Below are 15039 nucleotides of genomic sequence, written 5' to 3'. Positions count from 1 at the left end.
CTGCTCGTTTTCAGCGGGCCGCCGCACGCGGGGGCGTGGCGGAATTGGCATACGCAGGAGACTTAAAATCTTCCGGCTTCGGCCTTGCGGGTTCGAGTCCCGCCGCCCCTACCACCTTGCGCTTCGTGGTGCGGCGAGCGCCACGGAGGCGACGCCTCCCGCTTACTCCTCGTCGTACGCTTCCAGCACGGCGGGCAGCGACGCGGTCACCACGTTGCCGACGGCCGGCAGCCCGATGAGCACCGCGCTGATCACCTCGTCGCGCGTGGCTCCGTGCATCTTCGCCATCTTCACGTGGAACGGCAGGCCGCTGTCGAGACGCGCCGCCGCCATGACGGCGAGGTAGGCGAGAGCGGCGGTCTTGTCGTCGAGCGCGCTGGCTGCGCCGAGCGCCTGCACCGCCTCCGACCATGCCTGCTGGTGCTGCGGAGCCTCTTGGGCGAATGCTTGGAATGCGGGGCTGACGTTCATGGACGCCTCCTTCTCGCGCGGGATTTTTGATGCTCCCAGTGTAGCAAGCGAAGCGTCCCTTGACGCAAAGCGTTGCATACTCTCAACCTGATATGCGGAGAAACCCGGAAAAATAAGCCGCTGGCGCAGCGCACGGAAAGCGCCCGCTTTTCTTTGTGATACCATGTCGAGCGGATCATTCGCCCAGGCCTACAGAGAAAGTGCTATGGAGACAATCAACGAAATCATCGCAGCCGTAGAAGAACCTCCCGAGTCGTTCGAGCAGTACCTGACGTCGTACGCCGACCGCGTGGGCGACCTGGTGAACTCCTTCATCCCGAAGGGCACGCACGCGGACATGGACCGCTACCTGTACCAGCCGCTCATGGCGTACAGCCAGAACGGCGGTAAGCGCCATCGTCCGCTCATCTGCTTCGCGGCCTGTCGCGCCGTGGGCGGCGACATGGCGCGCGCGACCAGCGCCGCGGCCGCCATCGAGCACTTCCATACCGCGGCCCTCATCCACGACGACATCGCCGACGAGGCCGAGCTTCGCCGCGGCGAGCCGTGCATGCACCTCACCGAGGGCATGGGGCTGGCTATCAACGCGGGCGACCTCGCGCTCTCCCTCGTCAACGGCACGGTGGTGTCGGACGAGAACCTCGACGATGCCACGAAGGTGCGCGTCATCACCGAGCTCATCGACATGACCCGCCGCACCATCGAGGGCCAGGCGCTCGACATCGGATGGGCGCGTGACGGCCGCTACGACATCACGCCTGAAGACTACCTGGTCATGGCCACGCACAAGACCGCGCATTACTCCGGCGCGGTGCCCCTGGCCATCGGCGCCATCATCGGCGGCGGCACCGAGGTCGAAGTCGAGGCGCTGCGCAACTACGGCCTGGACACTGGCCTCGCGTTCCAGATCCAAGACGACCTGCTGAACCTCGTGGGCTCCGAGGAGAGCACGAAGAAGGACTTCCGCAACGACATCACCGAGGGCAAGCGCACGCTCATGGTGGTGCACGCGCTGCAGCACTCCGACGATCGCGACCGCCTCATCGACATCCTGTCGTCGAAGGAGAAGGACCAGGCCGTGCTCGCCGAGGCCGTCGCCATCATGGAGGCGTCCGGCAGCATCGACTACGCGCGCAACTACGCCGAGAACCTCACGAGCATCGCGAAGAACCGCCTGACCGACATGGTGCGCCCCTCCACGGCCCGCGACCTCCTCGTCTCCATGGCCGACTGGTTCGTCAGCCGCTTGAAGTAATCTGATCCGACGGCCTGTCGCCGCTGGAACATGCCTCTGTTGCTTTGGTGGAAGCGCCGTCCCGTCTGGGGCGGCGCTTCGTTCTTGCGTTACTATGACGCTCATGGAAACCATTAAGCGACATGACACCGGTCCCGCGGTCGAAGACGTGCAGCAGCGCCTCGTCACCATCGGGCTGCTCGATCCCGCCGACGTCGACGGGGCGTTCGGCGATACCACGGCCGAGGCCGTGCAGGCGTTCTGCGGCGGCGCGGGCCTGCCTCTCACCGACGAGGTGACCGAGAAGGTATGGGCGGCGCTCGTCGACGCCTCGTTCACGCTGGGCGATCGCACCCTGTACCTGCGCATGCCGCACTTCCACGGCCACGACGTGCTGGAGCTGCAGCACGCGCTGGGCGCGCTCGGCTTCGCCTGCGGCGCCACCGACGGCATCTTCGGCGCGTTCACCGAGCTTGCGCTGCGCAAGTTCCAGCTCAACCTGGGCCTGCCGTCCGACGGCATCGCCGGCGCCTACACGTACGCCGCCATCCGCAACCTCCACCATTCGTGGGAGGGCAAGGAAGCGGTACACGGTTCCAGCCACCTCGGGTTCGCCCGCGCCGCCGACGTACTCGAGCGCAACGCGCTGTGCCTGTTCGGCACGCAGGATTTCACGCGCAGCGTCGCATCGCGCATGTCGAACCTCGCGCTGGCCACGAACCCTGCATCCAAGATCATGAGCGCCGACTCGCTGCTCGTCGCCCCCGACGACTCGATGCTGCTCGTGCACATCGTCCTGCCGGGCGAGCTGACGGTGACCACCGTGCCGCGCGTCAGCTTCGAGGACGAGGAAACGCTGTCGCTGCGCCTCGAGACGGCCATCGGCGTGGCCGACGCCGTCAACCCGTCGCGCATCGCCGTCGAGCTTCCCAGCACCATGTGGGAGGACGCGGGTGCGGGGCGTTCCGCGCAGCACTTCGCCATCACTCTCCTCGACGCCCTCTGCACCGCGCTGTCGTAGGTCGGCGGGCGTTCTCGTCGCCTCGCCTCACCTGCTACACCATCTGGTGTATTCTCGTGTCGGTTCGATGACGGATGCGCAAAGGGTACTGATTTCCGCAGGTGAGGGCTTTATACTGCTGCCAACAACAACCGATCCGTCGAAAGCAGGTCATCATGGCTGACGATATGAAGAACACCGATCCCAGCACCCCGCAGCAGCCCGACGCGGCGCCGCAGCCTCCCGTCACGCCCGAGCCCCCGACCGAGCCGATGCCGCAGCAGCAGCCCCCGATGGGCCAGCAGGTTCCGCCCGCGCAGCCCCAGCCTCAGCCTCAGCCCCAGCCGCAACCGCAGCCCCAGCAGCCGATGTACGGCGCGCCCCAGCCGCAGCCCCAGGCATTCTACCCGCCTGCGCCGCTCATGCAGCTCACCGGCGGCATGAAGTTCGCCTGGCTCGTGGTGGGCGCTCTCATGGGCATCCCGGGCATCATCATCTCGTGGCTCGTGAACGTCGACAAGATGCCGCAGGTGAAGAGCGATGCGCTCAAGTTCACCGTCATCGGATTCGTCATCAACATCGTGTTCTGGTTCATCATGAGCTTCCTGATCACCGGCGCGATCTCCGCTGCGGTGTACGGGATGATGGGAAGCCTGGACTCGGGTTCCTACGGCTACGGCTACCACGGATCCTGGTAATCGACCGGTAAAATCTGTAAATCGCTTCATTATTGAAGAGCCCTCCGGGGCTCTTCCTTTTGCGTGCTAAAGCGAGTGGTACAATGAACGGCGATTTCCAGGAGTTCGCGCGGGGAAGCGCGGGCGCCCGAGACCCACCGCACAAAGGAGCACACATGCCACGTCCCATGACCATGGCGGAGAAAATCCTCGCCGCCCATGCGGGGCTCGACGAAGTGGAGCCGGGTCAGCTGATCGAATGCGATCTCGACCTCGTGCTGTCCAACGACGTCACCGCCCCCATCGCCGTCAAAGAATTCCGCAAGATCGGCGTCGAGAAGGTGTTCGATCCTACGAAGATCGCCCTCGTGCCCGACCACTACGTTCCCAACAAGGACATCAAGAGCGCCGAGCAGGCCAAGATCGTGCGCGACTTCGCGCGCGAGCAGGGCATCACCCATTACTACGAGGTGGGCTGCATGGGCGTCGAGCACGCGCTGCTTCCCGAGCAGGGCGTCGTCGGCGCGGGCGACCTCATCATCGGCGCGGACAGCCACACCTGCACGTACGGCGCGCTGGGCGCGTTCGCCACGGGCGTGGGCTCCACCGACGCCGGCGTGGGCTACGCCACCGGCAAGGCGTGGTTCAAGGTGCCCGAGTCGCTGCTGTTCAAGATCGAGGGCGAGCTTGCCCCCGGCGTCACCGGCAAGGACGTCATCCTGCACATCATCGGCATGATCGGCGTGGACGGCGCGCTCTACCAGGCCATGGAGTTCACCGGCAGCGCCATTCGGACCATGGGCATGGACGAGCGCATGAGCATCTCGAACATGGCCATCGAAGCGGGCGGCAAGGCCGGTCTCATCGAGGTCGACGACGTGACGCGCGCCTATATGGACGGCCGTACCGAGCGCCCCTACACCGAGTACCATTCCGACGCCGATGCGACGTACGCGAAGGTGTACGAGATCGATGCCGCCTCCATCGTGCCCACCGTGTCGTTCCCGCACCTGCCGTCGAACACGCGCCCGGCCGCCGAGGCGCGCGACGTCAAGATCGACCAGGCCGTCATCGGCAGCTGCACGAACGGCCGCATCGTCGACATGCGCCAGGCCGCCGACGTGCTGCGCGGGCGCACCGTCCATCCCGACGTGCGCTGCATCGTGATCCCCGCCACGCAGGCCGTGTACCGCCAGTGCATGGAGGAAGGCCTCATGGACGTGTTCCTCGACGCGAACTGCGCCGTGTCCACGCCCACGTGCGGCCCCTGCCTGGGCGGCTACATGGGCATCCTGGCCGCCGGCGAGCGCGCCATCGCCACGACGAACCGCAACTTCGTCGGCCGCATGGGCGACCCCACGAGCGAGGTCTACCTGTCCTCGCCGGCCATCGCCGCGGCGAGTGCGGTGCTCGGCCACATCGGCCTGCCGGAAGACTTGGACTAGGAGGGACTGCGACCATGCAATTCAAAGGAACCGCGCACCGGTACGGGCGCGACATCGATACCGACGTCATCATCCCGGCCCGCTATCTGACCACGTCCGATCCGGCCGAGCTGGCGAAGCACTGCCTCGAGGACCTCGACACGTCGTTCATCGAGCGCGTGCAACCCGGCGACATCATCGTGGCCGACGAGAACTTCGGCTGCGGCTCGTCGCGCGAGCACGCGCCCATCGCCATCAAGGCGGCTGGCGTCGACGTGGTCATCGCCAAGAGCTTCGCGCGCATCTTCTACCGCAACTCCATCAACACGGGCCTCGCCATCATGGAATGCCCCGAAGCGGTGGACGCCATCAGCCAGGGCGATGTGGTGAACGTGGACGCCGACGCGGGCGTCATCGTGAACGAGACGACGGGCCAGACCTTCGAGGCCCAGCCGTTCCCCCCGTTCATCCGCGAGATCATCGAAGCCGGCGGCCTGATCAACCGCACGAAAGCGAAGCTTGGCGAGGAGTAGAGCCATGACCAAAACCTACAATATCTGCCTGCTTCCCGGCGACGGCATCGGCCCCGAGATCATCGCCGAGGGCGTCAAGGTGCTGAACGCGGTGGGCGCGAAGTACGATACGGCGTTCTCGTACACCGAGGCGCTGCTGGGCGGATGCGCCATCGACGCGACGGGCGTTGCGCTGCCGGAGGAGACGCTGCGCGTGGCCGAAACGTCCGACGCCGTGCTGCTGGCGGCCGTCGGCGGCCCGAAGTGGGACACCACCGATCCGTCGAAGCCCCGCCCCGAGCAGGGCTTGCTGGGCATCCGCAAGGCGCTGGGCCTGTACACGAACCTGCGTCCCGTGCAGATCTTCGCCGCGCTGGCCGACGCATCCACGCTCAAGCCCGAGATCGTGGACGGCGTGGACATGATGATCGTGCGCGAGCTGACCGGCGGCCTGTACTTCGGCCTGCGCGAGCGCTTCTACGACGAAGAGGGCTGCGGTACGGACGGCGCTTCCGGCCAGCGCGCTTACGACACGCTGGAGTATCGCGAGTACGAGGTCGAGCGCATCGCGCGCCAGGCGTTCGAGGCCGCGCGCAAGCGCCGCAACAAGGTGACCAGCGTCGATAAGGCGAACGTGCTGGAGACGAGCCGCATGTGGCGCGAGATCGTGCACCGCATCGGCGCGGAGGAGTATCCCGACGTGGAGCTCGAGGACCTGCTCGTGGACAACACGGCCATGCAGCTCATCAGCCGCCCCGTCGATTTCGACGTGGTGGTGACCGAGAACATGTTCGGCGACATCCTGTCCGACGAAGCTGCGCAGATCACCGGCTCGTTGGGCATGTTGGCCAGCGCCAGCCTCGGCGACGGCACGGCGCTGTACGAGCCCAGCCACGGCAGCGCGCCCGACATCGCGGGGAAGGGCATCGCGAACCCGCTCGCGCAGATCCTGTCCGTCGAGATGATGCTGCGCTACAGCTTCGACATGGGCGAGGCCGCCGACGACATCCGCCGCGCGGTGACCGCCGTGCTCGACGAGGGCTGGCGCACCGGCGACATCAAGCAGGCCGACACCCCCGCCGACAAACTCGTCGGCACCGTCCACATGGGCGACCTCGTGGTGGCGCACCTGTAGCGGCAGCGCTCCTCGCGTTGCCCCCAAAAAAAGAAGCGCCCATAAAAGAAGCGCCCATCGGGGCGCTTCTTTTATGCTTACGGTTTCGGCCCCTTCGATACGACGATGACCACCTGGCCGTCCTGCACCGATTGACTGATCACCGTGCCCTCCGGCACGGTGTCCGAATACTCCTGCACGTAGCCGGCCTCGTAGCCGTTCAGCAGCTCGATCGCCTGGTCGAACGTCTTGCCCACGGTGCTCGGCGCCGAGTTCACGTCCTTGTCGGCATCTTTGTCGGCGTCGTCGGCGTCGTCCTTCTTGGCATCTTCCGCCTTCTTGCCCAGCTTGTTCTTCTGGGCGATGTTGTACGGGTTGTTGTACGGCGGGTCGGCGACGGTGGGGAAGCTCTCGATGGCCTGGCCGTCGGTCGCCCGATCCATGAAGTCCTTCCACAGCGCGTTCGCGGTGAGCGCCGTGTCGGTGGGGACGGCACCGGACGGGTCGCCGATCCACGCGGCGCACGACAGGCTGGGCGTATAGCCCACCAGCCAGTGGTCGGTGAACAGGCTTGCCGTGCCCGTCTTGCCCGCCACGGGCTGCCCGTTGTTCAGCCGGGCGGACGTACCCGTTCCGTTGCTCTGCGTGAACACCGTCTCCAGCACCTTCGTCGTCGCGGCGGAAACCGCTTCGTCCAACACGCGCTCGCTCGTGTCGCCCGCCTCGTAGATGACGGCGCCGTCGCGGTCGAGGATCTTCGTGATCACCGTGGGGGTGCGCTTGACGCCGCCGCTCGCCAGCGTCGCGTAGGCGCTGGCCATCTCCAGCGGGTTGACGTCGGCCACGCCCTCGGTCGCGGTGTACACGGGATCCATGGGCGAGGTCACGCCCAGGCGGCTCGCCATCTCGGTGGTGGACGCCTGGCCGATGCTGTTCGAAAGGCGCAGGTAGCCGGTGTTCGACGAGATGGCCGTGGCGCTCTGGATGGATTGGATACCGTAGTTCGCGCCGCCGAAGTTCTCGAAGTCCTGGGGCGCGCCGTCCTGGCCTGCCTTCAGGGGCGACGAGCAATCGACCAGCGTTTGCGGCGAGATGCCCTGCTCGATGGCGGCGGCCAGCGTGAACGCCTTGAACGTGGAGCCGGCCTGACGGCCCGTGCCGCCGTCGCCCGTAGCGATATTCACCTGGCTCTCGCCTTCGCCCTGGCCGTAGGGCACGCCGCGCGTCATGGCCTTCACCTGGCCGGTCGCCACGTCGACGGCCACGATGGAAGCGTCCAGGTTGTCGGCCATGCTCGCGCGCTGGTCGTCCACCGCCGCCTGCGCCGCATCCTGCATCGCCGGGTCGAGCGACGTGTAGATGGTCAGCCCGCCCTTGAACAGGTCGGCGTACGAGCACCCGTAGGGGTTGTTCTCGTCGAACAGCAGCGTGCGCACGTAGCTCGTGAAGTAGGGGTACGCGTAAATGCCGTCCGCAGGCGCGTCGGGCGCCGGGTTCAGCCCCAGCTCCTCAGCCTGAGCATCGTCGTGCTCCTGCTGCGTGATGTCGCCGGCCGACAGCATGCGGTCGAGCACCACGTTGCGGCGTTCGAGGCAGTCATCCGGGTACGCCTTGGGGTTGAGGTAGGTGGGCGACTGGGGGATGCCCACGAGCGTGGCGGCCTGCGCCAGCGTCAGGTCGAGCGCCGACACCTGGAAGTAGTTCTGAGCGGCCGCCTCGATGCCGTAGCATCCGTCGCCGTAGTTGATGATGTTGAGGTACTTGACGAGGATATCGTCTTTGCTGAAGCGTTTCTCCAGGTCGACGGCCAACTGCGCCTCGCGGATCTTGCGCTCGAACGAAATGTCGTTCGCTTCTTCGGACAGCACGGTGTTGCGCACGAGCTGCTGGGTGATGGTGGACGCGCCCTCGAGGTCGCCGCCGCGCAGGTTGTTGACGAACGCGCGCGCGATGCCGGGGATGTCCACGCCGGTGTGCTCGTAGAAGCGCACGTCCTCGGTGTCCACCGTGCCCTGCAGCACGTATGGGCTGATCTCCTCGTACGTCACCGGGTCGCGTTTCTCCAGCTGGAACTCGGCCAGCAGCGTGGATTCGTCGCCGGCGTACATCACGGACTCGCGGGACGTGTTGGTGAAATCGGTGTCTTCGATGCTGGGAAGGTCCTTCGTCCAGCCGTCCATGACGCCGAGCACGCCCTGAACCCCCGCATAGCCGACAAAGCACAGGGCTGCCACCGTGACGAGGAGGGCCCATTTCACCGCGTGGGTGCGCATTTCGCGCTGTTTTCGCCGAATTTTCATCGTTCGACTATACTACCATAGCGCTGATACCGAATCGTAACGTTCGGCCGGAGAACTACGGAACTCTCTATACCGGATCGCATCCTGTTCCACGGAGTGCGCGACGTACTACTATATATAGGTAAGGAATCACCATGCAGCATGCCATCGAACTGCTCGCGCCGGCCGGCAACGCCGCGGCGCTCCGTGCCGCCGTGCGCGGCGGGGCAGACGCCGTGTACCTCGGCCTCGAAGCCTTCAACGCCCGCCGCGGCGCCGACAACTTCACGCTGGAGACGCTGTCCGACGCATGCGCGTACGCGCATCTGCGCGGCGTGCGCGTGTACGTGACGTTCAACACCGCCGTGCTGCCCTCCGAGGTGGCGCGTGCGCTCGAGACGGTGCGCCAGGCGTACCGTGCCGGCGCCGATGCGTTCATCGTGCAGGACATCGGCATCGCATCCGAGATCGCGCGCACGCTCCCCGAGGCGCGGCTGCACATATCCACGCAGATGAACACGCACAACGCCGCCGGCATCGAGGCGGCGGCGAAGCTGGGCGCGCAGCGCGTGACGCTCGCCCGCGAGCTGTCCATCCCCGAGATCGCGCACCTTGCGGAGGTCGCGGACGGGTTCGACATGGAGGTGGAGTCGTTCGCCCACGGCGCGCTGTGCGTATGCTACTCGGGACAGTGCTTCATGTCGTCGCTCATCGGCGGCCGCTCGGCGAACCGCGGGCTGTGCGCCCAGGCGTGCCGCCTGCCCTACACGCTGCACAACATGGCGCTGCGCAAGAACCTTCCGGCCCCCGGCGAGCACCTGCTGTCTCCCCAGGATTTGTGCACCATCGACCTGCTTCCGCAGCTCGTGGACGCGGGCGTGACCTCGTTCAAGATCGAGGGCCGCATGAAGTCTCCCGAGTACGTGTTCGCCGTCACGCAGACGTACCGCGCCGTGCTCGACCGTGTGCTGGCCGAACGCGATGCGAAAAGCGGCAAGGCCGTGCGGGCCACCGACGGCGAGCATGCCACGCTGGCCGAGGCGTTCTCGCGCGGCTTCACCACGGCTTACCTGGAAAACCAGCGGGGCAACGACATCATGAGCTACGGCCGTCCGAACAACCGCGGCGTGTTCGTGGGACGCGTGCTGTCGGCGAAGAACGGCATCGCCACCGTCGCGGCCGAGCGCCCGCTCGCGGTCGGCGACGTGCTGGAATTCTGGACGAACAAAGGACACTTCGCCTATACGCTCGACCAGGTGTCGCTCGATGCGCAGGGCAACGTGCGCGTGTCGCCCGACCGGCCGGTGGGGAAGGGCGACCGCGTGTTCCGCGTGCGCAGCGCCGAGGCGGCGTTCGAAGACGACCTGTTCGAGCCGCGCGTGGCGGTGACGGGCCGCGCCGTGCTGCGCATCGGCCAGCCGCTGCGCGTGGAGTTCTCGCTGGCGCCGAGCGCCGCCTACAGCGAAGCGGCCGCGACGGTCGTCGGCTCGGCCGAGGGCGATGCGGTGGAGGCTGCGCGCACGAAGCCGGTGGCCGCCGATGACGTGCGGGCGCATATCGACCGCCTGGGCCAGACCCCGTTCGAGCTCGTGTCGCTCGACGTGGAGCTCGACGAGGGCGTGGGCATCGGCTTCTCGCAGCTGCATCGCGTGCGCGCCGCTGCGCTCGACGACCTCGCGGAGCGGCTGCTCGCGCCCACGCGCGACCGTGCGCTGCCGCGCGTGCAGGAGCGCACGGCTCCCGCGCCCGCGCGCCCGCGCGGCGTGCGCATCGCGGCCTGGGCCACGAACCCCGCGTGCGCCCGTGCGGCGAAGCGCGCCGGCGCCGACATCATCTACGTGCCGGCGCTCAACTACAAGCGCGGCGAGGCCGTGGTGGCCGGCCAGCGCTCCTCGACCGCCGAGCAGGCCGGCTATCCGAAGCAAGCCGTCGTCGCCCTGCCCACCGTCGAGCACGATCAGGTTCCGGGCACGCGCGAGGCGGCCCTCGACTTCGATCCCTGGCGCTACGTCAAGCCGGGCAAGCCGGTCGTCGCCGAGAACCTGGCCGGGCTCGTGCGCGCGGCCGAATTCGGTGCCGAGGTGGAGGTGGGCCCGCACGTGCCCATCACGAACCCGCTGTCGCTGGCCGCCGCCGCCGAGTTGGGCGCGCGGCGCGTGTGGCTGTCGCCCGAACTCACGTTGGGGCAGATCGCCGACATCGCCGAGGATGCTCCGGTCGAGCTCGGCCTCACCATCATCGGCGCCCAGGAGCTCATGGTCACCGAGCACTGCCTGCTCATGAGCCAGGGCCCCTGCGACGAGAACTGCGACGCGTGCCCGCGGCGCAAGAGCCCGCACTACCTGCGCGACCGCAAGGAGTACGAGTTCCCGGTCATCACCGATGCCATGGGCCGCAGCCACCTGTTCAACGGCGTGCAGCTCGACGTGGCGCAGACGCTGCCCGATCTCATCCACGCCGGCGTGACGTCGTTCATGGTGGACACGACGCTCATGAACGTCGAGGAGACGACGAAGGCCGTGCAGCGCGCCGTTCGCGCGCGCAACGTGGCCCACGCCGACGGCAACGCCATCGCCAAAACCCCCGGCACCACCAGCGGCCACCTGTTCAGGGGAGTCTCCTAACCTCCCCTGCGCCCGCGTTGAGCCACCCACCTCTACGCGGGCGCAACCAACGCCCCCCCCCGCATCCCTCGCAGCCTCCCGCGCCCCTTCCTTGCCCCCTATGATAGAATCATGAGCTACGTGTATATATAGAAAGAGGAGATCATGCTTTCCGCGGAAGAACAACTGCACACCATCGCTTCCGGCGCGGCGCAGATCGTGCCGGAGAGCGCGCTGCTCGAGAAGCTCAAGCGGGGCGAGCCGCTCAACATCAAGCTGGGCGTCGATCCCACGGCTCCCGACATCCATCTCGGACACGCCGTGCCGCTGCGCAAGCTGCGTCAGTTCCAGGACCTCGGCCACGGCGTCACGCTCATCATCGGCGACGGCACCGCGCTCATCGGCGATCCGTCGGGCCGCAACTCCACGCGCCCGCAGCTCACGTCCGAGCAGATCAAGGCGAACGCCCAGACCTACGTCGACCAGGCGTTCAAGATCCTCGACCCCGAGAAGACCACGCTGCGCTACAACTCCGAGTGGCTGCTCGCCCTCGACATGGAGGGCCTGCTGAAGCTGGCCAGCAACTTCACGGTGGCCCGCATCCTCGAGCGCGACGACTTTCACAAGCGATACACCAGCAGCCAGCCCATCAGCCTGCACGAGTTCCTCTACCCGCTCATGCAGGCCTACGACTCGGTCGTCATCAAGGCCGACGTCGAGCTGGGCGGTACCGATCAGCTGTTCAACCTGCTCGCAGGCCGCGAGCTCATGGAGAAGATGGGCATGGAGCCGCAGGTGTGCCTGACGCTCCCGCTGCTCGAGGGCACCGACGGCGTGCAGAAGATGTCCAAGAGCTACGGCAACTACATCGGCCTCACCGACGAGCCCGCCGACATGTTCGGCAAGGTCATGTCCATTCCCGACGAGCTCATGGTGAAGTACTACCGCCTCGCTTCGGCGCTGCCGGTCGACGAGATCGACGAGGTCGAGCGCGGTCTGGCCGCCGACGAGCTGCATCCCAACAAGGTGAAGCGCGCGTTGGCGCAGAACATCGTGGCGGCGTACTACGACGAGGCGGCGGCGCAGGCTGCCGAGGAGCAGTTCGACCTCGTGTTCAAGCAGCACGCCGTGCCCGACGACATCCCCGAGTTCGCAGCCGATCTCACGCCCAACGACGACGGCACCGTCTATCTGGCGAAGCTGCTGGCCGATGCCGGCATGGCTGCCAGCGCCGGCGAGGCGCGTCGCCTCATCGACGGCGGCGGCGTCAAGGTGAACGGGGAGGCCCTTCCCGCGAAGTCCTACAACGTCGATCCGTCGACGCTTGCCGGGGCGACCTTGCAGGTGGGCAAGCGCAAGTTCGTGAAGCTGGTCTAACCGGCAACGCACCGTATCATGCATACAGCAGGCGATCTTCGGGTCGCCTGCTGCGCGTTTCGGAAACTTTTCAAAATGCTTGCAAGGATTCGCGCCCCTCGTTCGTTTTGTAGATGAAGGACGAAACGAACGGACTACAGGAGGACTGAACGCAATGAAGAAGAACGTGATCGCAATCGTGGCCGCCGTGGCGCTGGTGATTTTGGCCGTGCCCACCATCGCATTCGCCAACGGCATGCAGCAAACGTGGTGCCCCGCCGACGGCTCCGGCTCGCTTGCGCACCATGCGATGCGCGCCGCAGGCGACAGCGACGCCGCCGCAACCGTCGGCGCAGCCATCGCCACCGTGCGCGGCGAGTACGTCGATCGCGACAACGACGGCGTCTGCGACAACTACGCCGACGGTCAAGCTGGCTGCACCGGATATATCGACGCAGACAACGACGGCGTCTGCGACAACTACGGTACGGGAGCGCATCACGGCTGCGGCGCCGGCAACGGTACCGGCACTGGCAACGGCGGCGGTTCCGGCTATGGTGCCGGCAACGGCGGCGGTCACCACGGCTGCATGCGTCGCTAGCGTCAGCATTCGACGAACGTGCGATCGGCAGGAGACATCGAGGGGGCGATGGAGCGACACGGCGACGCCGTGTGGCGCGTGTGCGTGCTGTACTTCCGCGCCCATACCGACGCCCAGGATGCCTTCCAAGACGCGTTCCTGAAGTACGCGCTCGCCGATCACGTGGCGTTCAACGACGACGAGCACCGCAAGGCCTGGCTCATTCGCGTGGCTGCCAATATATGCAAGGACATGCTCAAGGCCGCAGGCCGCCGCGTGGTGCCGCTCGATGCGGCGGCCGAAGCGGCCTGCGCGCCCTCGAGCGACCCGGCCACGCAACCGGCGTCGTTCTCCAGCGAGGTGGTGGACGCCATGCGCTCCCTCGACGATCCGCCCCGTACGCCCCTTTACCTCTCCCTGTACGAGGGGTACACCGCTCCCGAAATCGCGCAGATGGTGGATGCCCCCGTCAACACGGTGTACTCGTGGCTCGCGCGCGGAAAGAAGCTTTTGCAGGAGGTGCTGTCATGACCGATCTCGAAACACGCGTGCGCCAGGCGTTCGACGACGTAACCGTTCCCGACGACGTGAAGCACCGCGCCCTTACCTCTATAGCGAGCGTTGCGGAAAAGGTTGAAACGGTGGAAACGACCCCGGCGGAGCCTGCGTCCGCGCCGCGCAAACGCGCCCGCGGACGCATGCTTCCCCTGCGCCGCGCCGTGGCGGCGCTTGCCGCATGCCTCGTGCTGGCGGTCGTGGGCTTCGGCGGCTTCGCCTATGCGCAACCCACCACCTATGTAGGCATCGACGTCAATCCGTCCATCGAGCTCGGCGTGAACCGGTTCGGCATCGTCGTGCAAGCCGAGGCGCTCAATAGCGATGGGGAGACGTTGCTCGACGCCGTATCGCTCACGGGGCGCGGGTACGCCGAGGCCCTGAACCTTCTCACGCAAAGCGAGGCGTTCTCGCCCTACGCGCAGGAGGATTCGTATGTGGAGATCAGCGTCACCTCCGACGACGACCGTCAAGCGGAGGCCATCCGCCGGCAAAGCGACGAGTGCCTGAGCGCATTGCCCTGCCGCGGCTCCTGCCACGCCGTCGACGAGGGCACGCGCGAGGCCGCCACCTCCGCCGGCATGGGCGTCGGCCGCTACCGTGCCGCCCTCGAGCTCATGGAGCTCGATCCCAGCGTGACGCTCGAGGAGTGCGCGAGCCTTTCTATGCACGAGTTGCGCGACCGTATCGCGGCGCTTTCTCCCGACGAAGCCGAGGGCGGCGACTCCGGAAACGGTCAGCACCGTCACGGCGGCGGTGGGGGACGGCACGGTAAAGAGAGTCGATAATCGGTCGGTATGTGTGGCACTCGTGGAGGGTGCCGCATAACTTTAACGGCTCTATGGCTTTTCACCTGGTGTTTTATGTAGGCACGTGAAAAAGTTCGAATTTTTGCAAAATTACCCATTGCCTTACGTACACCTTACGGGTAATATACAAAACCCGCGTTTGAGGAGAGCGCGGAACGGATCTTCCCCGAAGCACCAAGGAGATGAACGTCCTCCGAACGAGCTTCAAAGAATTTTGAAAAAAGTTCTTGACGGGAAGGAAACGATACAGTAATATATCTCCTTACGCGCTTGAAACACGAAAGCGCAGCGGGGTCCGAAAGGATACCGCAGAACCTTGAAAACCGGATACTGAGTAGCGAAAGAAGAACAAGCCAAGCAAACGATTCTTGCGAACGGAAACCCGGCCCGAGCGCGCATCCCCGAGACGGGGGGCGGGCGAGGGC

13 protein-coding genes and 1 tRNA gene are annotated in these 15039 nt (G+C 66.4%); 12 read left to right on the top strand and 2 right to left on the bottom strand.

The annotated features are described in order from the left end of the window. The first annotated feature begins 29 nt into the window (after positions 1-29). Positions 30-114 (top strand) — tRNA-Leu (locus H8S61_RS04865). 48 nt (positions 115-162) lie between these two features. Here H8S61_RS04865 and H8S61_RS04860 read toward each other — a convergent pair. Then, positions 163-471 (bottom strand): carboxymuconolactone decarboxylase family protein, encoded by a 309-nt coding sequence (locus H8S61_RS04860; protein WP_015760044.1) that lies wholly within the window; start codon positions 469-471, stop codon positions 163-165. Between the two features lie 205 nt (positions 472-676). On the opposite strand from H8S61_RS04860, the gene H8S61_RS04855 reads away from it, so the two are divergent. The 6 genes from H8S61_RS04855 to leuB all read left to right on the top strand — a co-directional run bounded on the left by H8S61_RS04855 (position 677) and on the right by leuB (position 6453). Further along, positions 677-1726 carry a polyprenyl synthetase family protein gene (locus H8S61_RS04855; protein WP_009306187.1) on the top strand — a complete coding sequence of 350 codons (1050 nt, stop codon included), beginning with the start codon at positions 677-679 and terminating at the stop codon, positions 1724-1726. A 94-nt stretch (positions 1727-1820) separates the two neighbouring features. Further along, positions 1821-2726, top strand: a complete 906-nt coding sequence (locus tag H8S61_RS04850) for a peptidoglycan-binding domain-containing protein (RefSeq protein ID WP_160943541.1) — start codon at positions 1821-1823, stop codon at positions 2724-2726. Positions 2727-2881: 155 nt separating this feature from the next. Further along, entirely contained in the window at positions 2882-3403 is a 522-nt protein-coding gene (locus tag H8S61_RS04845) for a spore coat protein SP96 (protein WP_186938164.1), read from the top strand. 155 nt (positions 3404-3558) lie between these two features. Continuing rightward, on the top strand, positions 3559-4827 hold the full coding sequence (gene leuC, locus H8S61_RS04840) for a 3-isopropylmalate dehydratase large subunit (protein ID WP_101721611.1): 1269 nt from the start codon (positions 3559-3561) through the stop codon (positions 4825-4827). Between the two features lie 14 nt (positions 4828-4841). After that, positions 4842-5339, top strand: coding sequence for a 3-isopropylmalate dehydratase small subunit (locus tag H8S61_RS04835; protein ID WP_101721612.1), 498 nt, complete (start codon positions 4842-4844; stop codon positions 5337-5339). Positions 5340-5343: 4 nt separating this feature from the next. After that, positions 5344-6453 (top strand): 3-isopropylmalate dehydrogenase, encoded by a 1110-nt coding sequence (gene leuB, locus H8S61_RS04830; protein WP_186938163.1) that lies wholly within the window; start codon positions 5344-5346, stop codon positions 6451-6453. Between the two features lie 77 nt (positions 6454-6530). Here leuB and H8S61_RS04825 read toward each other — a convergent pair whose 3' ends face one another. Next, positions 6531-8705 carry a transglycosylase domain-containing protein gene (locus tag H8S61_RS04825; RefSeq protein WP_186938162.1) on the bottom strand — a complete coding sequence of 725 codons (2175 nt, stop codon included), beginning with the start codon at positions 8703-8705 and terminating at the stop codon, positions 6531-6533. 161 nt (positions 8706-8866) lie between these two features. On the opposite strand from H8S61_RS04825, the gene H8S61_RS04820 reads away from it, so the two are divergent. From H8S61_RS04820 to H8S61_RS04800, 5 genes are all read left to right on the top strand, one after another. Beyond that, on the top strand, positions 8867-11335 hold the full coding sequence (locus H8S61_RS04820; protein ID WP_186938161.1) for a U32 family peptidase: 2469 nt from the start codon (positions 8867-8869) through the stop codon (positions 11333-11335). A 144-nt stretch (positions 11336-11479) separates the two neighbouring features. Then, a complete protein-coding gene (tyrS, locus tag H8S61_RS04815) occupies positions 11480-12691 on the top strand; it encodes a tyrosine--tRNA ligase (protein WP_160943547.1) in 1212 nt (403 codons plus the stop codon). Positions 12692-12857: 166 nt separating this feature from the next. Then, the gene (locus H8S61_RS04810; RefSeq protein WP_366457856.1) at positions 12858-13271 is read left to right on the top strand and encodes a hypothetical protein; all 414 of its coding nucleotides are present in this window, start codon (positions 12858-12860) and stop codon (positions 13269-13271) included. A gap of 48 nt (positions 13272-13319) precedes the next feature. After that, entirely contained in the window at positions 13320-13781 is a 462-nt protein-coding gene (locus H8S61_RS04805) for an RNA polymerase sigma factor (protein WP_160943549.1), read from the top strand. Further along, entirely contained in the window at positions 13778-14593 is an 816-nt protein-coding gene (locus H8S61_RS04800; protein ID WP_186938158.1) for an anti-sigma-I factor RsgI family protein, read from the top strand. Before H8S61_RS04805 ends, H8S61_RS04800 begins: the two co-directional genes overlap by 4 nt. Positions 14594-15039 lie beyond the last annotated feature (446 nt).

This window comes from Eggerthella hominis, from assembly GCF_014287365.1.
Taxonomy (GTDB): domain Bacteria; phylum Actinomycetota; class Coriobacteriia; order Coriobacteriales; family Eggerthellaceae; genus Eggerthella; species Eggerthella guodeyinii.
The sequence above is the reverse complement of the archived record's forward strand: the minus strand, read 5'-3'. Positions and strand labels throughout refer to the sequence as shown.

Bases quoted from the DNA above. Each gene is read 5' to 3' on its own strand.
- H8S61_RS04860 (WP_015760044.1), bottom strand. From the start codon at position 471: ATGAACGTCAGCCCCGCATTCCAAGCATTCGCCCAAGAGGCTCCGCAG.
- H8S61_RS04855 (WP_009306187.1), top strand. From the start codon at position 677: ATGGAGACAATCAACGAAATCATCGCAGCCGTAGAAGAACCTCCCGAG.
- H8S61_RS04850 (WP_160943541.1), top strand. From the start codon at position 1,821: ATGACGCTCATGGAAACCATTAAGCGACATGACACCGGTCCCGCGGTC.
- H8S61_RS04845 (WP_186938164.1), top strand. From the start codon at position 2,882: ATGGCTGACGATATGAAGAACACCGATCCCAGCACCCCGCAGCAGCCC.
- leuC (WP_101721611.1), top strand. From the start codon at position 3,559: ATGCCACGTCCCATGACCATGGCGGAGAAAATCCTCGCCGCCCATGCG.
- H8S61_RS04835 (WP_101721612.1), top strand. From the start codon at position 4,842: ATGCAATTCAAAGGAACCGCGCACCGGTACGGGCGCGACATCGATACC.
- leuB (WP_186938163.1), top strand. From the start codon at position 5,344: ATGACCAAAACCTACAATATCTGCCTGCTTCCCGGCGACGGCATCGGC.
- H8S61_RS04825 (WP_186938162.1), bottom strand. From the start codon at position 8,705: ATGCGCACCCACGCGGTGAAATGGGCCCTCCTCGTCACGGTGGCAGCC.
- H8S61_RS04820 (WP_186938161.1), top strand. From the start codon at position 8,867: ATGCAGCATGCCATCGAACTGCTCGCGCCGGCCGGCAACGCCGCGGCG.
- tyrS (WP_160943547.1), top strand. From the start codon at position 11,480: ATGCTTTCCGCGGAAGAACAACTGCACACCATCGCTTCCGGCGCGGCG.
- H8S61_RS04805 (WP_160943549.1), top strand. From the start codon at position 13,320: ATGGAGCGACACGGCGACGCCGTGTGGCGCGTGTGCGTGCTGTACTTC.
- H8S61_RS04800 (WP_186938158.1), top strand. From the start codon at position 13,778: ATGACCGATCTCGAAACACGCGTGCGCCAGGCGTTCGACGACGTAACC.